This is a genomic window from Cobetia sp. ICG0124, assembly GCF_004006355.1.
GTDB classification, from domain to species: domain Bacteria; phylum Pseudomonadota; class Gammaproteobacteria; order Pseudomonadales; family Halomonadaceae; genus Cobetia; species Cobetia marina.
Genome location: NZ_CP024893.1, coordinates 212,878 through 236,631 on the forward strand (window position 1 = coordinate 212,878; position 23,754 = coordinate 236,631).

Below are 23,754 nucleotides of genomic sequence, written 5' to 3' on the forward strand. Positions count from 1 at the left end.
CCAGCGGTGAAAGAGGTTTGCAGGTGATTGTTTTGTTTGATGTTTTTGAAGTCCGCTTCCAAATCATCGATTGACAATTCCCGGGCGATTCGCTAGAATACGCCGCACTCCTTACGGAACAGGTGATCGGAGCAACGCTCCTCACCGCTTGGAATGATGCTTAGAGGCAGTCGATTGACTCATCATCAAGTGCTTGACTTCTCAAGGCGTTCCGGATAGAATATGCCTCCTCGCTTAACAGCGACGCTCTTTAAAAATTTGATCAGGTAATTCGTGTGAGCGCTTGCCGATGAGTGGTGACAAGGTCACCAAATATCGGAGCAAGCCTCTCACGAGAAGTTTGACTCTGAACCAAGTTTGGTCTGCTTAACAGACTATCAAGCTTTCAACTGAAGAGTTTGATCATGGCTCAGATTGAACGCTGGCGGCAGGCTTAACACATGCAAGTCGAGCGGAAACGATTCTAGCTTGCTAGAAGGCGTCGAGCGGCGGACGGGTGAGTAATGCATGGGAATCTGCCCGATAGTGGGGGACAACCTGGGGAAACTCAGGCTAATACCGCATACGTCCTACGGGAGAAAGCAGGGGATCTTCGGACCTTGCGCTATCGGATGAGCCCATGTCGGATTAGCTTGTTGGTGAGGTAACGGCTCACCAAGGCGACGATCCGTAGCTGGTCTGAGAGGATGATCAGCCACACTGGGACTGAGACACGGCCCAGACTCCTACGGGAGGCAGCAGTGGGGAATATTGGACAATGGGCGAAAGCCTGATCCAGCCATGCCGCGTGTGTGAAGAAGGCCTTCGGGTTGTAAAGCACTTTCAGCGAGGAAGAACGCTTCGGGATTAATACTCCCGAGGAAAGACATCACTCGCAGAAGAAGCACCGGCTAACTCCGTGCCAGCAGCCGCGGTAATACGGAGGGTGCAAGCGTTAATCGGAATTACTGGGCGTAAAGCGCGCGTAGGTGGCTAAGTCAGCCAGGTGTGAAAGCCCCGGGCTCAACCTGGGAACGGCATCTGGAACTGCTTGGCTAGAGTGCAGGAGAGGAAGGTAGAATTCCCGGTGTAGCGGTGAAATGCGTAGAGATCGGGAGGAATACCAGTGGCGAAGGCGGCCTTCTGGACTGACACTGACACTGAGGTGCGAAAGCGTGGGTAGCAAACAGGATTAGATACCCTGGTAGTCCACGCCGTAAACGATGTCAACTAGCCGTTGGGTCCCTTGAGGACTTAGTGGCGCAGCTAACGCAATAAGTTGACCGCCTGGGGAGTACGGCCGCAAGGTTAAAACTCAAATGAATTGACGGGGGCCCGCACAAGCGGTGGAGCATGTGGTTTAATTCGATGCAACGCGAAGAACCTTACCTACCCTTGACATCCAGAGGACTTTCCAGAGATGGATTGGTGCCTTCGGGAACTCTGAGACAGGTGCTGCATGGCTGTCGTCAGCTCGTGTTGTGAAATGTTGGGTTAAGTCCCGTAACGAGCGCAACCCCTATCCTTATTTGCCAGCGAGTAATGTCGGGAACTCTAAGGAGACTGCCGGTGACAAACCGGAGGAAGGTGGGGACGACGTCAAGTCATCATGGCCCTTACGGGTAGGGCTACACACGTGCTACAATGGCAAGTACAAAGGGTTGCAATACGGCGACGTGGAGCCAATCCCATAAAGCTTGCCTCAGTCCGGATTGGAGTCTGCAACTCGACTCCATGAAGTCGGAATCGCTAGTAATCGTGGATCAGAATGCCACGGTGAATACGTTCCCGGGCCTTGTACACACCGCCCGTCACACCATGGGAGTGGACTGCACCAGAAGTGGTTAGCCTAACCTTCGGGAGGGCGATCACCACGGTGTGGTTCATGACTGGGGTGAAGTCGTAACAAGGTAGCCCTAGGGGAACCTGGGGCTGGATCACCTCCTTATCGACACTGTCTACTGCTCGCGGCAAGTGCTCACAACGAATTACCTGATCTTATTGCTGGCTTAGCCGGCAGTGGCAAGCGTGCTCGACAGAGCGCGCTTCTCACTGTTCTCTGAACAGCCGCTCTTTAACAATGTGAATCATGCTGACGATGGAATGTGCGCCAAGCACATCTCCATCAAAACGATATGTCGGAGAGGTCCGACAGATTCGTAATCCTTGACAGACCCCTTGGGGTTATATGGTCAAGCGATTAAGCGCATACGGTGGATGCCTTGGCAGCCAGAGGCGATGAAGGACGTGATAGCCTGCGATAAGCGTTGGCGAGGTGGCAAATACCCTGCGACCCAACGATTTCCGAATGGGGAAACCCACTCACCATCAGGTGAGTATCTATAGGCCAATACATAACCTATAGAGGCAAACCCGGGGAACTGAAACATCTAAGTACCCGGAGGAAAAGAAATCAACCGAGATTCCCCAAGTAGCGGCGAGCGAACGGGGACCAGCCCTTAAGCGATACAACTGACAGACGAACTAGACGAACAAGCTGGGAAGCTTGACGATACAGGGTGATAGTCCCGTAGTCGAAGTCTGAGTATCGTGAAATCGAGTAGGTCGGGGCACGAGAAACCTTGACTGAACATGGGGGGACCATCCTCCAAGGCTAAATACTCCTGGCTGACCGATAGTGAACCAGTACCGTGAGGGAAAGGCGAAAAGAACCCCGGCGAGGGGAGTGAAATAGATCCTGAAACCGTATGCGTACAAGCAGTGGGAGCACCTTCGTGGTGTGACCGCGTACCTTTTGTATAATGGGTCAGCGACTTATATTCTGTGGCGAGCTTAACCGTATAGGGGAGGCGTAGCGAAAGCGAGTCTTAACTGGGCGACCAGTCGCAGGGTATAGACCCGAAACCGGGCGATCTATCCATGGCCAGGGTGAAGATTGAGTAACATCAATTGGAGGCCCGAACCCAAGTATGTTGAAAAATGCTGGGATGAGCTGTGGATCGGAGTGAAAGGCTAATCAAGCCCGGAGATAGCTGGTTCTCCTCGAAAGCTATTTAGGTAGCGCCTCACGTATCACCGCTGGGGGTAGAGCACTGTTTCGGCTAGGGGGTCATCCCGACTTACCAACCCGAGGCAAACTCCGAATACCAGTGAGTGCAGCGTGGGAGACACACAGCGGGTGCTAACGTCCGTTGTGAAAAGGGAAACAACCCAGACCGTCAGCTAAGGTCCCAAAATCCTGATTAAGTGGGAAACGATGTGGGAAGGCTCAGACAGCTAGGAGGTTGGCTTAGAAGCAGCCATCCTTTAAAGAAAGCGTAATAGCTCACTAGTCGAGTCGGCCTGCGCGGAAGATATAACGGGGCTAAATCAGGTACCGAAGCTACGGGTTCATCCTTATGGATGAGCGGTAGAGGAGCGTCGTGTAAGCCAATGAAGGTGGATTGAGAAGTCTGCTGGAGGTATCACGAGTGCGAATGCTGACATGAGTAACGATAAGGGGAGTGAAAAACTCCCCCGCCGGAAGACCAAGGTTTTCTGTTCTACGTTAATCGGAGCAGAGTGAGTCGGCCCCTAAGGCGAGGCGGAAACGCGTAGTCGATGGGAAACGGGTTAATATTCCCGTACCGGATGTGGTTGCGATGGGGGGACGAAGAAGGCTAGGTGAGCCAGGCGTTGGTTGTCCTGGTGAAAGCATGTAGGCCGAGGAATCAGGCAAATCCGGTTCCTCTGAGGTCGAGATGCGAGACGAACTGACCACGGTCAGGAAGTCATCGATGCCACGCTTCCAGGAAAAGCCTCTAAGCTTCAGATCACATGCGACCGTACCCCAAACCGACACAGGTGGTCAGGTAGAGAATACCAAGGCGCTTGAGAGAACTCGGGTGAAGGAACTAGGCAAAATGGCACCGTAACTTCGGGAGAAGGTGCACCGGTTCGAGTGAAGGACTTGCTCCGTAAGCTCTTACCGGTCGAAGATACCAGGTGGCTGCAACTGTTTATTAAAAACACAGCACTCTGCAAACGCGCAAGCGGACGTATAGGGTGTGACGCCTGCCCGGTGCCGGAAGGTTAATTGATGGGGTTAGGATTCGTCCGAAGCTCTTGATCGAAGCCCCGGTAAACGGCGGCCGTAACTATAACGGTCCTAAGGTAGCGAAATTCCTTGTCGGGTAAGTTCCGACCTGCACGAATGGCGTAATGATGGCCACGCTGTCTCCACCCGAGACTCAGTGAAATTGAAATCGCAGTGAAGATGCTGTGTACCCGCGGCTAGACGGAAAGACCCCGTGAACCTTTACTATAGCTTTACACTGGATGCTGATGTTGTCTGTGTAGGATAGCTGGGAGGCTTTGAAACCACGTCGCCAGATGCGGTGGAGCCAACCTTGAAATACCAGCCTGACATCATTGGCGTTCTAACTCAGGTCCGTTATCCGGATCGAGGACAGTGTATGGTGGGTAGTTTGACTGGGGCGGTCTCCTCCTAAAGAGTAACGGAGGAGCACGAAGGTACCCTCAGCACGGTTGGAAATCGTGCATTGAGTGCAAGAGCATAAGGGTGCTTGACTGCGAGACAGACACGTCGAGCAGGTACGAAAGTAGGTTCTAGTGATCCGGTGGTTCTGTATGGAAGGGCCATCGCTCAACGGATAAAAGGTACTCCGGGGATAACAGGCTGATACCGCCCAAGAGTTCACATCGACGGCGGTGTTTGGCACCTCGATGTCGGCTCATCACATCCTGGGGCTGAAGTCGGTCCCAAGGGTATGGCTGTTCGCCATTTAAAGTGGTACGCGAGCTGGGTTTAGAACGTCGTGAGACAGTTCGGTCCCTATCTGCCGTGGGCGTCGGAAGTTTGAGAAGAGCTGCTCCTAGTACGAGAGGACCGGAGTGGACGAACCTCTGGTGTTCGGGTTGTCATGCCAATGGCATTGCCCGGTAGCTACGTTCGGACGGGATAACCGCTGAAAGCATCTAAGCGGGAAGCCCCCTTCAAGATGAGACTTCCCTGAGGCCTTGCGCCTCCTGAAGGGCCCTTGAAGACTACAAGGTTGATAGGCTGGGTGTGGAAGCACAGCAATGTGTTGAGCTAACCAGTACTAATTGCCCGTGAGGCTTGACCATATAACACCCAAGGGGTTTGCTTCGGTAAACCGCCGGGATTGCGACAGGATCGACGACATATCGGTCAGCATGATTCATATTGCGAGTTCGCGAGGCCACAAGCCTCGAGGAGCTCAGGCATCCGCAAGGATGCCACCGTTTCGCCTGACGACCATAGCGAGCGTGAACCACCCGATCCCATGCCGAACTCGGAAGTGAAACCGCTTAGCGCCGATGGTAGTGTGGAGTTTCTCCATGTGAGAGTAGGTCATCGTCAGGCACTTATACTGAACCGCCCCTGCAGCCCAGCTGCAGGGGCGGTTCTCTTTGTGCGCAGAGAAAAAGTGGTGCTCAGGAAAAGTCGTGCTCGGAGAAGCATGGCTGGATGTTTAAAAGCCTTGCTGGTGCGTAAAGTACGCATCCGCTGCCGGGGACGCATGGCGTTACCAGCGGTGAAAGAGGTTTGCAGGTGATTGTTTTATTTGATGTTTTTGAAGTCCGCTTCCAAATCATCGATTGACAATCCCGGGCGATTCGCTAGAATACGCCGCACTCCTTACGGAACAGGTGATCGAGCAACGCTCCTCACCGCTTGGAATGATGCTTAGAGGCAGTCGATTGACTCATCATCAAGTGCTTGACTTCTCAAGCGTTCCGGATAGAATATGCCTCCTCGCTTAACAGCGACGCTCTTTAAAAATTTGATCAGGTAATTCGTGTGAGCGCTTGCCGATGAGTGGTGACAAGGTCACCAAATATCGGAGCAAGCCTCTCACGAGAAGTTTGACTCTGAACCAAGTTTGGTCTGCTTAACAGACTATCAAGCTTTCAACTGAAGAGTTTGATCATGGCTCAGATTGAACGCTGGCGGCAGGCTTAACACATGCAAGTCGAGCGGAAACGATTCTAGCTTGCTAGAAGGCGTCGAGCGGCGGACGGGTGAGTAATGCATGGGAATCTGCCCGATAGTGGGGGACAACCTGGGGAAACTCAGGCTAATACCGCATACGTCCTACGGGAGAAAGCAGGGGATCTTCGGACCTTGCGCTATCGGATGAGCCCATGTCGGATTAGCTTGTTGGTGAGGTAACGGCTCACCAAGGCGACGATCCGTAGCTGGTCTGAGAGGATGATCAGCCACACTGGGACTGAGACACGGCCCAGACTCCTACGGGAGGCAGCAGTGGGGAATATTGGACAATGGGCGAAAGCCTGATCCAGCCATGCCGCGTGTGTGAAGAAGGCCTTCGGGTTGTAAAGCACTTTCAGCGAGGAAGAACGCTTCGGGATTAATACTCCCGAGGAAAGACATCACTCGCAGAAGAAGCACCGGCTAACTCCGTGCCAGCAGCCGCGGTAATACGGAGGGTGCAAGCGTTAATCGGAATTACTGGGCGTAAAGCGCGCGTAGGTGGCTAAGTCAGCCAGGTGTGAAAGCCCCGGGCTCAACCTGGGAACGGCATCTGGAACTGCTTGGCTAGAGTGCAGGAGAGGAAGGTAGAATTCCCGGTGTAGCGGTGAAATGCGTAGAGATCGGGAGGAATACCAGTGGCGAAGGCGGCCTTCTGGACTGACACTGACACTGAGGTGCGAAAGCGTGGGTAGCAAACAGGATTAGATACCCTGGTAGTCCACGCCGTAAACGATGTCAACTAGCCGTTGGGTCCCTTGAGGACTTAGTGGCGCAGCTAACGCAATAAGTTGACCGCCTGGGGAGTACGGCCGCAAGGTTAAAACTCAAATGAATTGACGGGGGCCCGCACAAGCGGTGGAGCATGTGGTTTAATTCGATGCAACGCGAAGAACCTTACCTACCCTTGACATCCAGAGGACTTTCCAGAGATGGATTGGTGCCTTCGGGAACTCTGAGACAGGTGCTGCATGGCTGTCGTCAGCTCGTGTTGTGAAATGTTGGGTTAAGTCCCGTAACGAGCGCAACCCCTATCCTTATTTGCCAGCGAGTAATGTCGGGAACTCTAAGGAGACTGCCGGTGACAAACCGGAGGAAGGTGGGGACGACGTCAAGTCATCATGGCCCTTACGGGTAGGGCTACACACGTGCTACAATGGCAAGTACAAAGGGTTGCAATACGGCGACGTGGAGCCAATCCCATAAAGCTTGCCTCAGTCCGGATTGGAGTCTGCAACTCGACTCCATGAAGTCGGAATCGCTAGTAATCGTGGATCAGAATGCCACGGTGAATACGTTCCCGGGCCTTGTACACACCGCCCGTCACACCATGGGAGTGGACTGCACCAGAAGTGGTTAGCCTAACCTTCGGGAGGGCGATCACCACGGTGTGGTTCATGACTGGGGTGAAGTCGTAACAAGGTAGCCCTAGGGGAACCTGGGGCTGGATCACCTCCTTATCGACACTGTCTACTGCTCGCGGCAAGTGCTCACAACGAATTACCTGATCAAGTTAGTTTATCGAGTAGTAGTGTCGGGTCTGTAGCTCAGTTGGTTAGAGCGCACCCCTGATAAGGGTGAGGTCGGCAGTTCAAATCTGCCCAGACCCACCAAAAGCTTCGTGCTTTTGTCGACACGGTTTGCCGACTTTTGGGGCCATAGCTCAGCTGGGAGAGCGCCTGCCTTGCACGCAGGAGGTCAGCGGTTCGATCCCGCTTGGCTCCACCATCAAGTTCCGGTTCAAGCTTCTACTACCTGATAATGCTGACAGTTCACAGTGACAAGCATATCGCCTTCCTCGAGAAGGTTGTGTGACTTCTCACTGTTCTCTGAACAGCCGCTCTTTAACAATGTGAATCATGCTGACGATGGAAAACGATATGTCGGAGAGGTCCGACAGATTCGTAATCCTTGACAGACCCCTTGGGGTTATATGGTCAAGCGATTAAGCGCATACGGTGGATGCCTTGGCAGCCAGAGGCGATGAAGGACGTGATAGCCTGCGATAAGCGTTGGCGAGGTGGCAAATACCCTGCGACCCAACGATTTCCGAATGGGGAAACCCACTCACCATCAGGTGAGTATCTATAGGCCAATACATAACCTATAGAGGCAAACCCGGGGAACTGAAACATCTAAGTACCCGGAGGAAAAGAAATCAACCGAGATTCCCCAAGTAGCGGCGAGCGAACGGGGACCAGCCCTTAAGCGATACAACTGACAGACGAACAAGCTGGGAAGCTTGACGATACAGGGTGATAGTCCCGTAGTCGAAGTCTGAGTATCGTGAAATCGAGTAGGTCGGGGCACGAGAAACCTTGACTGAACATGGGGGGACCATCCTCCAAGGCTAAATACTCCTGGCTGACCGATAGTGAACCAGTACCGTGAGGGAAAGGCGAAAAGAACCCCGGCGAGGGGAGTGAAATAGATCCTGAAACCGTATGCGTACAAGCAGTGGGAGCACCTTCGTGGTGTGACCGCGTACCTTTTGTATAATGGGTCAGCGACTTATATTCTGTGGCGAGCTTAACCGTATAGGGGAGGCGTAGCGAAAGCGAGTCTTAACTGGGCGACCAGTCGCAGGGTATAGACCCGAAACCGGGCGATCTATCCATGGCCAGGGTGAAGATTGAGTAACATCAATTGGAGGCCCGAACCCAAGTATGTTGAAAAATGCTGGGATGAGCTGTGGATCGGAGTGAAAGGCTAATCAAGCCCGGAGATAGCTGGTTCTCCTCGAAAGCTATTTAGGTAGCGCCTCACGTATCACCGCTGGGGGTAGAGCACTGTTTCGGCTAGGGGGTCATCCCGACTTACCAACCCGAGGCAAACTCCGAATACCAGTGAGTGCAGCGTGGGAGACACACAGCGGGTGCTAACGTCCGTTGTGAAAAGGGAAACAACCCAGACCGTCAGCTAAGGTCCCAAAATCCTGATTAAGTGGGAAACGATGTGGGAAGGCTCAGACAGCTAGGAGGTTGGCTTAGAAGCAGCCATCCTTTAAAGAAAGCGTAATAGCTCACTAGTCGAGTCGGCCTGCGCGGAAGATATAACGGGGCTAAATCAGGTACCGAAGCTACGGGTTCATCCTTATGGATGAGCGGTAGAGGAGCGTCGTGTAAGCCAATGAAGGTGGATTGAGAAGTCTGCTGGAGGTATCACGAGTGCGAATGCTGACATGAGTAACGATAAGGGGAGTGAAAAACTCCCCCGCCGGAAGACCAAGGTTTTCTGTTCTACGTTAATCGGAGCAGAGTGAGTCGGCCCCTAAGGCGAGGCGGAAACGCGTAGTCGATGGGAAACGGGTTAATATTCCCGTACCGGATGTGGTTGCGATGGGGGGACGAAGAAGGCTAGGTGAGCCAGGCGTTGGTTGTCCTGGTGAAAGCATGTAGGCCGAGGAATCAGGCAAATCCGGTTCCTCTGAGGTCGAGATGCGAGACGAACTGACCACGGTCAGGAAGTCATCGATGCCACGCTTCCAGGAAAAGCCTCTAAGCTTCAGATCACATGCGACCGTACCCCAAACCGACACAGGTGGTCAGGTAGAGAATACCAAGGCGCTTGAGAGAACTCGGGTGAAGGAACTAGGCAAAATGGCACCGTAACTTCGGGAGAAGGTGCACCGGTTCGAGTGAAGGACTTGCTCCGTAAGCTCTTACCGGTCGAAGATACCAGGTGGCTGCAACTGTTTATTAAAAACACAGCACTCTGCAAACGCGCAAGCGGACGTATAGGGTGTGACGCCTGCCCGGTGCCGGAAGGTTAATTGATGGGGTTAGGATTCGTCCGAAGCTCTTGATCGAAGCCCCGGTAAACGGCGGCCGTAACTATAACGGTCCTAAGGTAGCGAAATTCCTTGTCGGGTAAGTTCCGACCTGCACGAATGGCGTAATGATGGCCACGCTGTCTCCACCCGAGACTCAGTGAAATTGAAATCGCAGTGAAGATGCTGTGTACCCGCGGCTAGACGGAAAGACCCCGTGAACCTTTACTATAGCTTTACACTGGATGCTGATGTTGTCTGTGTAGGATAGCTGGGAGGCTTTGAAACCGCGTCGCCAGATGCGGTGGAGCCGGATCGAGGACAGTGTATGGTGGGTAGTTTGACTGGGGCGGTCTCCTCCTAAAGAGTAACGGAGGAGCACGAAGGTACCCTCAGCACGGTTGGAAATCGTGCATTGAGTGCAAGAGCATAAGGGTGCTTGACTGCGAGACAGACACGTCGAGCAGGTACGAAAGTAGGTTCTAGTGATCCGGTGGTTCTGTATGGAAGGGCCATCGCTCAACGGATAAAAGGTACTCCGGGGATAACAGGCTGATACCGCCCAAGAGTTCACATCGACGGCGGTGTTTGGCACCTCGATGTCGGCTCATCACATCCTGGGGCTGAAGTCGGTCCCAAGGGTATGGCTGTTCGCCATTTAAAGTGGTACGCGAGCTGGGTTTAGAACGTCGTGAGACAGTTCGGTCCCTATCTGCCGTGGGCGTCGGAAGTTTGAGAAGAGCTGCTCCTAGTACGAGAGGACCGGAGTGGACGAACCTCTGGTGTTCGGGTTGTCATGCCAATGGCATTGCCCGGTAGCTACGTTCGGACGGGATAACCGCTGAAAGCATCTAAGCGGGAAGCCCCCTTCAAGATGAGACTTCCCTGAGGCCTTGCGCCTCCTGAAGGGCCCTTGAAGACTACAAGGTTGATAGGCTGGGTGTGGAAGCACAGCAATGTGTTGAGCTAACCAGTACTAATTGCCCGTGAGGCTTGACCATATAACACCCAAGGGGTTTGCTTAGGTAAACGCCGGGAAACCGCCGGGATTGCGACGAACCGCCGGGATTGCGACAGGATCGACGACATATCGGTCAGCATGATTCATATTGCGAGTCGCGAGGCCACAAGCCTCGAGACTCAGGCACCGCAAGGTGCCACCGTTTCGCCTGACGACCATAGCGAGCGTGAACCACCCGATCCCATGCCGAACTCGGAAGTGAAACCGCTTAGCGCCGATGGTAGTGTGGAGTTTCTCCATGTGAGAGTAGGTCATCGTCAGGCACTTATACTGAACCGCCCCTGTAGCCTTGCTGCAGGGGCGGTTCTCTTTGTGCGTAGGAGAAAAGTGGCACGAAAGAGAAGAGAGTCAGGCGTCGCGGGTTTCGCACCTCGGAGTTGCTCGACTTTTTCTTCATCAGGGTGAACTAAAGCGTCATGCCAGACTCTGAGTAGGTGAGTTTCGACGTTCCCTTGCTTAGAAACTTGTCTGTGCTATCCCATCAGCAGACTTTTTGAGATATGGCACTCCTGCCTTGCAGTCGAGCAGCCAGTCCGCCGGCCACTTCCCCAGTGGCCGGTTTTTTTATGTCTGCCGTCTGGCTCCTTGCCTTGCAGGCAAAAAAAAGTGGCCGGATGAGTGATCATCCGGCCGCTCTGGTATCTGATGGAGTCCTCACAGTGTGAAGACCGCATCAGGGAGGGAGGAGCTGTTTAGCTGTTCTGCTCGATACCCTGAATGTACCAGTCTGCACCATCGCGCAGCTCACGGACCAGGTGCCAGGTCTCGTTGAACTCGTTCTGCTCGCCATTCTCGTCGAGCACGCCGTGGAACAGCACTGTCGCTTCCGCCTGCTTGCCGATTTCCTGCACGCTGCCCAGTTCAGCGAACAGACGCACGACTTCGGTACGGTTGTTGGCTGGCTGCTGAGCGCGTTCTTCGCGCAGCATGTTGTAGAGCTCCGGCGTCACGTATTCCTGGATGCGCGGCAGGTCATTGTTGTCCCAGGCGCGTTGCAGGGTCATGAAGTGCTCCTTGGCACCACCGAGGAACTGTTCCTTGTCGAACCAGGCCGGCTCACTGACGGGAGCTCCGCCGCCCAGCCCTGCACCGATACCGCCAGCAGGCGCCAGCGACTCGCCCTGCTCCTGGTGCGCTTCACGTGCCTGCACGTTACGTGGCTGATCATCGTGACGGGGGGAGGCGCTACCGCTGCCTGCCGGCCCGCCGCTCGCCATGGCGGCCTTCTTGCGCGCGCTCAGGAACTTAAAGGCGATGAAGGCGATCACCGCGATGATCAGGAAGTCTGTCATGCGCAGACCATCGAAGGCGCCGCCGAAGAACAGCGATGCCAGCAGTCCGCCTGCCAGCAGACCTGCCAGCGGGCCGGCAAACTTGGACAGACCGCTGGAGGGCTTGGACTTCGCTGCAGTGCTGCTGTTGGTGGCCTTGTTGCTGCCAAATAGTGAGCTGGAGGATTTTCCGCTGTCAGCGGATCGTGAGTAGCTACCGAAACTCTTGCCGCCGCCGAGGCGCTTGGCCTCCGCGTGTTCGACGCTCAGACCGAAGCCGAGCAAGCCGACCATCAGCATGATGAACAGATGGCGCATGTGGGATCTCCTTGGATGCGCTAGCGTGTAAGTGGAAGCCCCATTCTAGCCCTAGAATCGACGTGGGAGGACCAATGGACGACGAAAAGTCTCAACACCTGATGGCGAGGCGGTCATTGTTGTTGCTGATCGACTTTCAGGCCCGCCTGATGCCGGTACTGAGTGGCGGAACCGAAGCCATCAACAGTGCCATCTGGCTGGGCGGCATCGCCCAGGCGCTGGAAATTCCCGTGTGGCTGACGGAGCACTGTCCGGACAAGCTGGGCGAAAGTGCTCCCATGACACACTTGCTGAGCGAGCGAACCCGCTGCTTCACCAAGCGCAGCTTCAGCGCGCTGGAGGCGCAGGATTTTCGAAAGGCGCTGGAGCAGAGCGGATGTGATCAGCTGGTGGTATGTGGTGCCGAGGCGCATGTCTGCGTGATGCAGACCGTGCTGTCACTATGCGGTGCGGGGTATCGAGTGGCGCTGGTAGCTGATGGTGTCGCCAGTCGCCGCCCGCGTGAGGCAGCATTGGGAGTGACCCGCTGCGAGGCGGCGGGGGCCAGTGTCGTCAGCGCCGAGATGGTGGCTTACGAATGGCTTGGAAGCGCGGATCACGTCCTTTTCGGTGATATTCATCGCCGTTATCTCAAACCCCGGGCAGGAGAGCACCTGGCGTTCCCCGGGTTGGGTGGGTGAGTCGCAGGGCGACCTGCAAGGGCGACCTGCAGGACGCGCGTCAGGCGCGTGCCGCGTCGGCTTCACTGCGCGTGAAGACCAGCGTATCGCCCTCTGAGGCGGCATTGGAGAAGCGGTAACCGGCCACATCGAAGTCCTTGAGGTCCTCGGCCGTCTCGATATCGTGCTTGAGCATCCAGGCGCTCATCAGGCCGCGTGCACGCTTGGCGTAGAAGCTGATGATCTTGGACTGACCATTCTTCTCGTCCTTGAAGACCGGCGTCACGATACGGTGGCGGAATGCCTTGGCGTCGATGGCCTTGAAGTACTCGTTGGAGGCCAGATTGACCAGTATCGGCGTGCCACTGTCTTCGACGGCCTGCTCCAGTGCCGGCGTCAGCGTCTTGCGCCAGTAGGCGTAGAGGTCCTTGCCGGCCGGGTTGCTCAGGCGGGTGCCCATCTCCAGGCGATACGGCTGGATGAGATCCAGCGGGCGCAGTAGCCCGTAGAGGCCGGAGAGAATGCGCAGCCTGTGTTGCGCGCGCTCGAATTCTTCCTCGCTGAACGTTTCTGCCGCCATGCCCTGATAGACATCTCCCTGAAAGGCCAGTACCGCCTGCTTGGCATTGTCTGGCGTGAAGGGGGGCTGCCATTCCTGAAAGCGAGCGGCATTGAGGCCGGCCAGCTTGTCGGAAAGCTTCATGAGGCTTGCGATGTCCTGCGGTGATTGCTCGCGCAGGATATCGATCAGTGGTTGAGCCTGATCAAGAAAGTCGGGTTGGGTATGACGGGAGGTCACGGGGGCGCTGTCGAAATCCAGCGACTTGGCGGGCGAAATCACACTCAGCATGAAGACCTCCTGACAGGGGAAAGGTCTCAGTATATCAGGCAGACAACATGGCCCCGAGTCCGTCGGGACTATCGGGGCCATAGATTGCGATGCGTGACGCCAAAGGCATCAATAGCGTCGGATCAGGAAGACGCCAGCGAACAGCAACAGCACGCCCGCCACGCGCCCCAGCGAGAGATCATGCTGCGGGAAGGTTGCCCAACCGAAGTGATCCAGAACGACCGAAGCCGTCAGCTGGCCCGCCAGGAAGGTGGCCATCATGGTGGCCGCGCCCAGCTTGGGTACCAGGATCACGCTGGCTGCCACGAAGAAGGCCCCCAGCAGACCACCGGTCCAGCTCCACCAGGGAGCCGCTTTCAGGGCACCAATGCCCGGCATGGGCAATCGCATGGCCAGCACGATACCGATCAGGGCGATCGAGCCGATCACGAAGCTGACCATGGCGGCCATGAGCGAACTGTGGGTCTGCAGGGCCAGCGTGGAATTGACGCCGGCCTGGATCGGCATCATGGCACCGGCGGCCACGGCCATGAGAATCATGCTCAGTTCAGCGGGATTCATGGGGTTTCCTTGGAGACGAACAGGCCGGTCATCACGACCGGCCTGTCGGGGTTGCGCGTCAGGGGCAGATCAGGGGCAGGGGTTCGGCGCGGTGTTGTGGATCATCTCGATCTCGGCCAGCACCTCGTCGCTCAGTTCCACCTCGAGGCTTTTGATGTTGCTCTCCAGCTGCAGCATGGTGGTGGCACCGATGATGTTGCTGGTCAGGAACGGACGCGTGTTGACGAAGGCGAGTGCCATCTGCGCCGGGTTCAGGCCATGACGGCGTGCGATATCCACGTAGCAGGCGATGACGTGCTGGGCCGGCTCCGCGTTGTAGCGCTGGAAGCGCTCGAACAGGGTCAGACGCGCGCCTTCCGGACGGGCGCCATCCAGATACTTGCCGGACAGGGTGCCGAAGGCCAGCGGCGAATAGGCGAGCAGGCCCACATCTTCGCGGTGCGCGAACTCGGCCAGCCCGACCTCAAAGCTGCGGTTGACCAGATTGTAGGGATTCTGGACGCTGGCGACGCGCGGCAGATTCAGGCGCTCGGCCAGATTCAGGCACTGCATCACGCCCCAGGGCGTCTCGTTGGACAGACCCACGGCGCGAATCTTGCCCGCGGTGACCAGTTCGCCAAGCGCGGAGAGGCTTTCTTCCAGCGGCGTCATGTCCTCGTCTTCCACCGGCTGGTAACCCAGCTTGCCGAAGAAGTTGGTCTTGCGATCCGGCCAATGCAGCTGATAGAGGTCGATGTAATCGGTGCCCAGGCGGCGCAGGTTGTCGTCACAGGCGGCGATGATCTGCTCGCGGGTCAGGCGTGAACCACCGCGGAGGTAGTCCATGCCCGGGCCGGTGACCTTGGTGGCGATCTTGACCTGGTCACGGTTGCCGCGTGCGGCCAGCCAGCTGCCGATGTACTGCTCGGTGCGGCCCTGGGTCTCGCCATTGGGCGGGACAGGGTACATCTCGGCGGTATCGATGAAGTCGATGCCGGCATCGAGCGCACGATCCAGCTGCTGGTGGGCATCGGCTTCGCTGTTCTGCTCACCAAAGGTCATGGTGCCAAGGCACAGCAGACTCACGTCAATGCCGGTGCGGCCTAGAGCTCTACGTTGCATGCAGGATTCCCCTGTCGGGTGGTTGGCAATTCACTCGCGGGACGGCGCACATATTAGCAGCGTAACAAAAACCCACAAGGCGGGCTTGAGTCCCCCTGATTGCGCGAGTATGCTTGGCGCCCCGTTGTCAGGGGAGCAGCCTCGCGAGGCCGCCCGCATGGGCAAACTGACAGCGTTGGCAAGGAGAACAGCGTCGCAGGCTCAGGAAAGGGCCAGATACGGCGTCATCCCTCTTATCTGTTTCAAGGTTACTCGTCATGCCGCAGGCCTCAACCCTGATGACCGGACTGAAATACCGCCTGGCGGAGCGTCTGTTCCACGCCTCCTGGCTTTCCGGCTCTCAGCAGAAGCATCGTCTGACCATGCGTCTGTTCAATCACTGCGCTAAGGCCGGTCATACCGGTGCGCTGTCATTGTACGGCCACATGCTGTTCCAGCGCGGCAGTTCGGCGCAGGAAAAGGCCAAGGGTGCCCGTTTCGTCGTCAAGGCGGCACAGGCGGGTGACATCCATGCCCAGTACCAGGCAGGGTGCATCTACGAGCATGGCTGCGCGCAATACCAGAGTGACCCGGCCAAGGCCGTGACCTGGTATGCACGTGCGGCAGAGCGTCATCATGCGCTTGCCGCGCAGCGTCTGGCACGTGCCTATCGTGAAGGCTCGCTGGGGCTGGCGGTCTGCCCGCACAAGGCGGAGCACTGGGAAGCGCATGCACGCAGCGGTGACGAAGCCGCCCTCCACTGAGCCAATCAGGACTCGCCAAACGGGGGGCAATTCCCGTAACCTGAAGACATTCAACCCCTTCTTGCCTGGTCCTTGGCTGCCTGAGATACCGTGGGAGACGCGTGTGACGCTGCCTATTCTGCTCGATATTGAAGCCTCCGGCTTTGGCCGCGGCAGCTACCCGATCGAGATCGGTCTGGCGCGTACCGATGGCAGCAGCTGTGCCTTCCTCATCCAGCCGCTGGAAGAGTGGGTGCACTGGGACCCCAAGGCTGAGTTGTTGCATGGCATTTCACGCGCCCGATTGGCACGTGAAGGTCGCCCGGTGCGGGAAGTGGCGCAGTGGATCAATGATGAGCTAAGCGAGACACGTATCGCGTACAGCGATAGCTGGGGCTACGACAATACCTGGTTGTCGTTGCTGTTCCATCATGCCGGCATGCTGCCGCACTTCCGGCTGGAAGCGCTGCGCCGGCTGCTGGATGAGGAGCAGCTGAATCGCTGGGCCGAGCTCAAGGAAGCCGTGATCGCCGAAGGCGGCATCCAGCGCCATCGCGCTGGAGATGATGCCCGTCTGCTGCAACTGACCTGGCAGAAGGCCCAGGCCATCGAGCGCAACGACTGAGCGACTCAGGCCCCGCTTACCGCCAGCAGCACCTTGCCGGTGCTGGCGTTGTCCTGCACATAGGCATGTGCAGCCTCGGCGTCCTGGATCGGCCAGCTCTTGTCGATATGCGGACGTATCTCGCCTCGCGCCAGGCGTGGCCAGACGTGGACATAGAGTGCATCCAGCACCATGCCCTTGCCCTTGGGCGAGCGGGAACGCAGGGTCGAGCCGATCAACCGCTGGCGCTTCATCAGCATGCGGCCCAGATCCAGCTCGTCCATGCGTCCGCCCATCAGGCCGATCAATACCATGCGGCCATCCTGGTTCAGGACCTGCTGATTGCCTGACAGGTAGCCGCCGCCGACCGGGTCGAGAATCATGTCAGCGCCGCCCCATTCGTTCACGGCATCGACGAAACTGCCATCGTGGCGATTCCAGCCGGCATCGGCCCCCAGTCGCAGGCAGGTGTCCAGCTTCTCCTGACTGCCGACGGTCACAAAGCAGGGATGGCCGAACAGGCCGCACAGCTGGATGGCAGTGGTGCCGATACCGCTGGCCCCGGCGTGCAGCAGGACGCGTTCCTTGTGCTTGAGGTTGCCCTCGATGAACAGGTTCAGCCAGGCGGTGGCGAACATCTCCGGCAGGGCGGCCGCCTCACGCAGGCCGAAGCCCTCCGGCACCGGCAGTACCTGCAGGACATTGACCACCACCTCTTCGGCATAGCCTCCGCCTGCCAGCAGGGCACAGACCGGGTCCCCCACCTGGAAGCGTTCCACGTGTCTGCCCACCTCGAGGATGGTGCCGCTGACCTCGAGACCGAGAATCTCGCTTTCCCCGGCCGGGGGCGGATACTGCCCGGCGCGCTGCATCAGATCCGCGCGGTTGACGCCGGCCCAGGCCACCTGGATACGCACCTCGTCCGAGGCGATACCTGAAGGGGCCTCGGTTTCCTGCCAGACCAGCGCCTCGTTCTCGACGGCTATCGCATACATTCGCTATCTCCTTGGCTTGGCAATCGTGGCTGCCTTGCTGTGATCGCTCCGTCCTCAGACGGATGTCTGTCATCTCACTGTACGGGGACTGTGACGCACCTGTCATGAAGTGGCGCGATTCTGACGTGATATCAAGCCTCTGTTTCAGACTGCGAGTGACGCACCGCGTTGCGCAAAGGAGTGAGCATGATCGATACCGCCCGTGTCATCGCCGCCAAGTATCCCGCCTTTGCCAGGCGCCACCCTCTGATTCGTCGCCCGGCGCTGGCGCTGCTGCGGCGTCTGGTTCACGAGAGCGAGATCAATGCCTTCCTCGCCGAGCATGCCGGTCTGCGCGGTTTTGACTTCATCGACCGTGTGCTCGATCACTTCTCCTTCGCCTACTCCGTCTCCTCGCGGGAGCGCGAGAACATCCCTGCCTACGGGCGAGTGGTGATCGTCGCCAACCACCCGCTGGGCTCGCTGGATGGGCTCGCGTTGCTCAAGCTGGTCGGGGAGGTGCGGCGTGACGTGAAGATCGTCGCCAACGACATCCTGATGAAGGTCGAGCCGCTGGCGCCCTTGCTGCTGCCGCTGGACAACCTCAGTCGCCGCGGGTATCGCAGGAGCAGCACCCAGATCTGCGAGGCACTGATGAATGAAGAGGCCGTGATCATCTTCCCGGCCGGAGAGGTCTCGCGCGCAGGACCGACCGGGCCGCGTGACGGCAAGTGGCTGTCGGGTTTCCTGCATTTCGCGCGCAAGACCAACGCGCCGGTACTGCCGATTCACGTCAGTGGTCGCAACTCGACACTCTTCTACACCCTGTCATCGATCAACCGTGGCTTCGGCACGCCCCTGCTGGCCCACGAGATGTTTCGCCAGCGCGAACGTCAGCTCAAGCTGCGCATCGGGGAACTGATTCCGCTGGCGCGTCTCGACAGTGATGCCCTGAGCACCAATGCCAAGACACGCCTGCTGCGCAAGCATCTCTATCGCATCGGACGCGGCAAGCGCGGGCTGTTCGTGACCGAGAAGGCCATCGGTCATCCGGAGGAGCGCCAGGCGCTGCGTGAGGAACTGACGCCGTGTGAGCTGCTGGGTGAGACCCGCGACGGCAAGAAGATCTACCTGTTCGATGCCTTTCCCGGTTCCAGCGTGATGCGCGAGATCGGTCGGCTGCGCGAGTTGAGCTTCCGCCGCGTCGGCGAAGGGACGGGAGAGCGTCGTGACATTGACCGTTACGACGCGCATTACCGCCATCTGGTGCTGTGGGATGACGCCGATCTCGAGATCGCCGGGGCCTATCGCATCGGTGAGGTGGGCAAGATCATGGCGGCACATGGCGAGAAGGGGTTCTACAGCCCGACCCTGTTCCGCTTCACGCCGGAGATGTTCGCGCATATGCAGGAGGGCCTGGAGCTGGGGCGCAGCTTCGTGCAGCCACGCTATTGGGGGCGCCGCAGTCTCGATTACCTGTGGCAGGGGCTGGGTGCCTATCTGCGCCGTCACCCCGAGATTCGCTGGCTGTTCGGCCCGGTCACGCTCTCCAACAGCTACCCGGAGGCTGCTCGGGCGTTGATCGTCAGCTATTACCGCCACTACTACGGGGATGAGGAGGGGCTGGCGCGTGCACGGGCACCGGTCGCGCAGAGTGCACCGGGCAGTGCCGCCCATGAGGCGGAGCGTCTGTTCGATGGTCAGGATGCCGAGGGCGATTTCCGTCGCCTGCGCGCCCAGCTGGACGCGATGGGCGTGACGGTGCCGACCCTCTACAAGCAGTACGCCGAGGTCACCGAGCCCGGCGGCACTCGCTTCCTCGACTTCAGCGTCGATGCCGATTTCGGCTACTGCATCGATGGGCTGGTGATGGTCGATATCCGACGCATCACCGCCAGCAAGCGCAGCCGCTATCTCGGGGAGCCGGGGGCCAGGCGGTCCAGCAGGGGAGTGATCTCGCGTTCGCTGATCAGGCGGGCGCGAGTATCCGCGTCGAGGAAGCCCGCCTCGACGGTGCGATCCAGAAATTCCAGCAGCGGCGCGTAGAAGCCGTCACTGTCGAGGACGGCGATCGGCTTGGCGTGAAAGCGCAGGTATTGCCAGGTCCAGGTCTCGAACAGCTCCTCCAGCGTGCCGATCCCGCCCGGCAGGGTCACGAAACCATCCGCCAGCGCGGCCATCTGCGCCTTGCGCTCATGCATGTCCGCCACTTCGATCAGCCGAGTCAGCCCGGTGTGTGCCTTCTCGTTGCGCACCAGCGCCTGCGGGATCACGCCGACCACCTCACCGCCTGCGGCCAGCGCGGCATCTGCCAAAGCGCCCATCAGTCCGGCACGTGCTCCTCCATAGACCAGTCCCCAGCCACGTTCGGCGATCGCGGTCCCCAGTGCCTCGGCCTTCTGGCGGTGATGCGGGGAGGCCCCCTCGCGGGAACCCAGATAGACACAGATGCGATGCATGTTGCTCTCCTGAAGGTGTGTTGTGGTACCTGCATTCACGGGCCTGCTCTGCTACCCTTGCCGCCCCCGCAGGCGACGGCTGGCGGGCGCTGACGCCCCGGCGGGCGCGGGACAACAAGGCAGGAGAGACAGATGGCGCAGGTGCGCGGACGCTTCGCCAGTCGGCTGGGCTTCTTGATGGCCGCCGCTGGTTCGGCAGTAGGGCTTGGCAACGTCTGGGGCTTCCCGTCCCAGACCGCCAACAACGGAGGCGGGGCCTTCGTGGTGATGTATCTGGTGCTGGCCTTCCTGCTGGCGTGGCCGGCGTTGATGGCCGAGCTGGTCATCGGGCGGCATGGTCAGGCCAATATCGTCACCAGCATGAGTCTGGGGCGCGGCATCACCAAGCGCTTCGGCGCGCTGGCGGGCTGGGCGGGCATGCTGACCGCCAGCCTGATCCTGGCCTTCTACGCCATCGTCGCGGGCTGGCTGCTGGGCTATACCGCCGCGCCGGTCAGCGCGGCGCTGGGCATGTCGTCCGCCGCCAGCTGGCTGACCACCTTCGACTTCACGCGCAATGTCTCGCTGACGGCGGTCTTCCTCGCCCTGACCATGGCGATCGTGGTCGGTGGCGTGCGCGGCGGGATCGAGAAATGGTCCACACGTCTGATGCCGCTGCTGCTGGCCCTGCTGGTGGGGTTGATCGGCTACGTGCTGACCCTGCCGGGCGCCGATGAAGGCCTGAGTGTCTATCTCACCCCGCAGTGGGATCGCATCTTCGATGCTGACCTGATGCTGAGCGCGATGGGCCAGGCATTCTTCTCGCTGTCGCTCGGCGTGGGGGCGATGCTGATCTACGGCTCCTATCTGGGGCCGGAGCAGAACCTGCCGCGTCTCGGCGTGCTGGTGACGCTGATCGACGTCGGCATCGCCTTCCTGGCCGGCCTGCTGGTGATTCCGGCCATGTATGCCGCGCGTCATCTGGGCGTCGAGATCTTCGATGCCGACGGCCTGCTCAAGAGCTCCGACACGCTGCTGTTCGATACGTTGCCGGCGCTGTTCGGTCAGATGGGTGGCGCGGGAGACGTCTTGATGGTGGCGTTCTTCGCGCTGATGAGCGTGGCGGGCATCACCTCCTCCATCTCGATGCTGGAAGTGCCGGTATCCTTCGTGGTCGAGCGTGGCTGGCTGGGACGGCGTGCCGCCACCCTGGCCGTCGGGGCCGCCATCATGGCCATCAGTCTGACCATCGCCGCCAACTTCGGGGCGCTGTTCGGTCTGGTGATCATGTTGACCACCCAGTACAGCCAGCCACTGGTCGCGCTGGTGATGTGTCTGCTGGTCGGCTGGGCAATGTCGCGCCATGCGCTGCTCAAGGAGATCCAGAGCGGGGCGCCGGACATCGAGTCCAGCCTGTTCTGGAAGATCTGGCCGTGGTACGTGCGCCTGATCTGCCCGCTGTGCATCGCCTTGGTGTTCGCGCACTCGCTGTAAGCCGAAACGCCCCCTGCACGACGCAAGAAGCCCGCCAATTGGCGGGCTTCTTGCGTCTTGTGCCTCCTGGCCGACGGCCTCTGCTCGAGGGACTGAGTGTCGGCTCGATCGCAGGCAGGGCTCAGGGCAGCTCGGACAGCACGTCGTAGTGGGCATCGACCCAGTGCCCGATGGCATTGCCCTCGGCATAGGCGAGGTGCTGGGCGTACTGTGTGTGCAGGCAGCGCACCTGATTCCAGTCGCGGATGCCGCCGACGCCACGCTCACGCATCAGCTCAGCGAAGCCCTGGGACTCGATGGCGCTGCGCTCGGCCTCGCTCATGAAGCTCCAGCGCTCGGCGACATAGGCTTCATGACTGGCACGATAGCGCGCCAGCAGTTCCTCGTCGGTCTTGAGGCTCTCTTCCAGCTCCTTGATCACGCCTTCGGCCTCGATGCGTGACAGCGAGATCTTGAGGCGCTCGTCGCTCAGCCAGTAGAGGGTCGGGAAGGGTTTGCCATCCACCAGCGAATGCATGCGCAGCACCAGCGGGGTGCCCTCGCCATCGGTGGCGGCCACGGCCTGGATGCCGCGCGGCTTGCGCCCGAGCTGGCGCTCGATGATCTCGAGCTCACGCGCGTCGGGACTATGATTGGTCAGGATCACCATGCTTGCAGTCAGGCTCCAGCACACACTTGTTGGACCGGGAGACGGCCCGGAAGAACGCCTGGTTGAGCTGCTGGGGGCTCGGCACATAGCCATGCCACTCGCGCTCGCAGTAGTCACTGCCGCGCGCCATCAGCTCCGGGGCCAGACGATTGAACCAGCCATCATAATCGTAGGGGTCAAGGCCCGGCAAGCTGATGTGCGGGTAGTCGGCGAAGCGCTCGCCGAACCACTGCTCCAGCGAGGCCTCGACCTGCGCATGCAGCTCGGTCATGTCCGGATAGATCCACTTGCTGTAGCGAATGCCCATCGGGCCTCCTCGCTGGCGTGGCGGCAGGGAGCGTCAGGGTGACAGGTGGCGAGAGCCTCAGTCCTCACGCGCCAGCGGCGCGAACTGCCCATTGCCCAGTTCACACAGTAGCGCGGGAGCGAGACCGATCTCCAGTCCTCGGCGTCCACCGCTGATGAACATCTCCTCCACCCCCTCGGCGCTGTCATCCACCCACAGCGGCAGCCGCTTCTTCTGGCCCAGTGGACTGATGCCGCCGACCACATAGCCGGTGGCGCGCTCGGCGGCCTCGTGGGGGGCCAGGGCTGCCTTGCGGGCATGGCAGGCACGCGCCAGTGCCTTGAGGTTCAGCGTGCCGGTGACGGGCACCACGGCGACCACCAGCGGCTGGCGGGCACTGCTGCCTTCCAGCTGACAGACGAGTGTCTTGAAGACCCGTGCCGGCTCAAGCCCCAGCGCCTGGGCAGCCTCTTCGCCATACGCAGGCGCCCGAGGGTCATGGGCATATTCCAGGGTACGGTGAGGCCTGCCCTTGAGCAGCTTGAGCGCGGGTGTCATGCCGGTACGCTCCCGACGGGCGCCGTGCTGTGCGTGCCGAGCGCGCGGGCCTTCTCGCGCAGGGCAGGGAGATCCAGCTCGGCGCTGTCAGTGTGTTCGTGCAGGTGGGAGAGCAGGGTCGTGCGCAGCTCGCCTTCGATGCGCTGCGATTGCTTGGCGTGATGATCGAACTGCACCAGCACGCAGTGGCCACGCGCCCCGCAGACACCGCGCTGCCAGGCTTCCTGGGTCACGGTGAAGGAGCTGCCGCCAAGCCGCGACAGCCAGGTGCGAATCTCGACATCCTGGCCGTATTGCAGCTCGGCGAGAAAGTCGACCTCGATGCGCGCCATGATCAGCGGCCATTTGCGCGGGTCGAGATCCGGCACGAAGACGCGGAACAGGTCATTGCGCGCCCACTCGAACCAGGCCGGCAGGCGCGTGTTGTTGATATGTCCGAGGGCATCGGTATCGAAGAAGGCCGGCTCCAGCGTCTTGAAGTACATGTCATCGCTCCTGTGCGTCCTTGCGGGCTTTTCAGCCT

13 protein-coding genes, 2 tRNA genes, 6 rRNA genes and 2 pseudogenes are annotated in these 23,754 nt (G+C 59.1%); 13 read left to right on the forward strand and 10 right to left on the reverse strand.

The features are described 5' to 3' along the window. Positions 1 to 386: 386 nt before the first annotated feature. From CU110_RS01060 to rrf (CU110_RS01095), 8 genes are all read left to right on the forward strand, one after another. A 16S ribosomal RNA gene (locus CU110_RS01060) occupies positions 387 to 1,927 on the forward strand. Positions 1,928 to 2,169: 242 nt separating this feature from the next. Beyond that, positions 2,170 to 5,067: ribosomal RNA gene (locus CU110_RS01065) — 23S ribosomal RNA — on the forward strand. Between the two features lie 143 nt (positions 5,068 to 5,210). Beyond that, positions 5,211 to 5,326 (forward strand): 5S ribosomal RNA (gene rrf, locus CU110_RS01070). Positions 5,327 to 5,875: 549 nt separating this feature from the next. Next, positions 5,876 to 7,416 (forward strand): 16S ribosomal RNA (locus tag CU110_RS01075). Between the two features lie 76 nt (positions 7,417 to 7,492). Next, positions 7,493 to 7,569: transfer RNA gene (locus CU110_RS01080), tRNA-Ile, on the forward strand. Positions 7,570 to 7,608: 39 nt separating this feature from the next. Then, a tRNA-Ala gene (locus tag CU110_RS01085) sits at positions 7,609 to 7,684 on the forward strand. Between the two features lie 207 nt (positions 7,685 to 7,891). After that, a 23S ribosomal RNA gene (locus CU110_RS01090) occupies positions 7,892 to 10,726 on the forward strand. Between the two features lie 167 nt (positions 10,727 to 10,893). Next, positions 10,894 to 11,009 (forward strand): 5S ribosomal RNA (gene rrf, locus CU110_RS01095). Together the 16S, 23S and 5S rRNA genes with 2 tRNA genes alongside form the textbook arrangement of a ribosomal RNA operon. Before the next feature lie 429 nt (positions 11,010 to 11,438). On the opposite strand, the gene CU110_RS01100 is transcribed toward rrf (CU110_RS01095), so the two are convergent. Beyond that, on the reverse strand, positions 11,439 to 12,335 hold the full coding sequence (locus tag CU110_RS01100; protein WP_077373522.1) for a Tim44-like domain-containing protein: 897 nt from the start codon (positions 12,333 to 12,335) through the stop codon (positions 11,439 to 11,441). Positions 12,336 to 12,409: 74 nt separating this feature from the next. Here CU110_RS01100 and CU110_RS01105 point away from each other — a divergent pair, with 74 nt between their 5' ends. After that, complete coding sequence (locus CU110_RS01105; protein WP_240499636.1) at positions 12,410 to 13,015, forward strand: isochorismatase family protein; 606 nt, start codon at positions 12,410 to 12,412, stop codon at positions 13,013 to 13,015. Positions 13,016 to 13,055: 40 nt separating this feature from the next. Here CU110_RS01105 and yaaA read toward each other — a convergent pair whose 3' ends face one another. The 3 genes from yaaA to CU110_RS01120 form a co-directional block, all read right to left on the reverse strand. Beyond that, positions 13,056 to 13,844, reverse strand: coding sequence for a peroxide stress protein YaaA (yaaA, locus tag CU110_RS01110; RefSeq protein WP_077373525.1), 789 nt, complete (start codon positions 13,842 to 13,844; stop codon positions 13,056 to 13,058). Between the two features lie 108 nt (positions 13,845 to 13,952). After that, positions 13,953 to 14,405, reverse strand: a complete 453-nt coding sequence (locus CU110_RS01115; RefSeq protein WP_077373528.1) for a DMT family transporter — start codon at positions 14,403 to 14,405, stop codon at positions 13,953 to 13,955. Between the two features lie 69 nt (positions 14,406 to 14,474). After that, positions 14,475 to 15,506, reverse strand: a complete 1,032-nt coding sequence (locus CU110_RS01120; RefSeq protein ID WP_077373531.1) for an NADP(H)-dependent aldo-keto reductase — start codon at positions 15,504 to 15,506, stop codon at positions 14,475 to 14,477. A 257-nt stretch (positions 15,507 to 15,763) separates the two neighbouring features. Here CU110_RS01120 and CU110_RS01125 point away from each other — a divergent pair, with 257 nt between their 5' ends. Next, a complete protein-coding gene (locus tag CU110_RS01125; RefSeq protein ID WP_077373534.1) occupies positions 15,764 to 16,249 on the forward strand; it encodes a sel1 repeat family protein in 486 nt (161 codons plus the stop codon). A 103-nt stretch (positions 16,250 to 16,352) separates the two neighbouring features. Next, a complete protein-coding gene (locus CU110_RS01130; RefSeq protein WP_077373537.1) occupies positions 16,353 to 16,853 on the forward strand; it encodes a hypothetical protein in 501 nt (166 codons plus the stop codon). Positions 16,854 to 16,858: 5 nt separating this feature from the next. On the opposite strand, the gene CU110_RS01135 is transcribed toward CU110_RS01130, so the two are convergent. Next, the gene (locus CU110_RS01135; RefSeq protein WP_084207773.1) at positions 16,859 to 17,827 is read right to left on the reverse strand and encodes an NAD(P)H-quinone oxidoreductase; all 969 of its coding nucleotides are present in this window, start codon (positions 17,825 to 17,827) and stop codon (positions 16,859 to 16,861) included. A gap of 186 nt (positions 17,828 to 18,013) precedes the next feature. On the opposite strand from CU110_RS01135, the pseudogene CU110_RS01140 reads away from it, so the two are divergent. Continuing rightward, positions 18,014 to 19,279 (forward strand): annotated as a pseudogene (locus CU110_RS01140) (lysophospholipid acyltransferase family protein); the annotation flags it as partial. 437 nt (positions 19,280 to 19,716) lie between these two features. Here CU110_RS01140 and CU110_RS16415 read toward each other — a convergent pair. Next, positions 19,717 to 20,265 carry a TIGR00730 family Rossman fold protein gene (locus CU110_RS16415; RefSeq protein ID WP_127734362.1) on the reverse strand — a complete coding sequence of 183 codons (549 nt, stop codon included), beginning with the start codon at positions 20,263 to 20,265 and terminating at the stop codon, positions 19,717 to 19,719. Between the two features lie 132 nt (positions 20,266 to 20,397). Here CU110_RS16415 and CU110_RS01150 point away from each other — a divergent pair, with 132 nt between their 5' ends. Further along, complete coding sequence (locus CU110_RS01150; RefSeq protein ID WP_077373548.1) at positions 20,398 to 21,738, forward strand: sodium-dependent transporter; 1,341 nt, start codon at positions 20,398 to 20,400, stop codon at positions 21,736 to 21,738. Positions 21,739 to 21,859: 121 nt separating this feature from the next. Here CU110_RS01150 and CU110_RS01155 read toward each other — a convergent pair whose 3' ends face one another. The 4 genes and pseudogenes from CU110_RS01155 to CU110_RS01170 form a co-directional block, all read right to left on the reverse strand. Then, the gene (locus tag CU110_RS01155) at positions 21,860 to 22,387 is read right to left on the reverse strand and encodes a DUF501 domain-containing protein (protein ID WP_084207776.1); all 528 of its coding nucleotides are present in this window, start codon (positions 22,385 to 22,387) and stop codon (positions 21,860 to 21,862) included. Beyond that, positions 22,365 to 22,694: a hypothetical protein gene (locus CU110_RS01160; RefSeq protein ID WP_077373554.1), complete on the reverse strand. Its 330-nt coding sequence runs from the start codon at positions 22,692 to 22,694 to the stop codon at positions 22,365 to 22,367. Before CU110_RS01160 ends, CU110_RS01155 begins: the two co-directional genes overlap by 23 nt. A gap of 57 nt (positions 22,695 to 22,751) precedes the next feature. Then, entirely contained in the window at positions 22,752 to 23,231 is a 480-nt protein-coding gene (locus tag CU110_RS01165) for an aminoacyl-tRNA deacylase (protein ID WP_084207777.1), read from the reverse strand. A gap of 86 nt (positions 23,232 to 23,317) precedes the next feature. Then, positions 23,318 to 23,716 (reverse strand): annotated as a pseudogene (locus tag CU110_RS01170) (thioesterase family protein); the annotation flags it as partial. Positions 23,717 to 23,754: the final 38 nt, after the last annotated feature.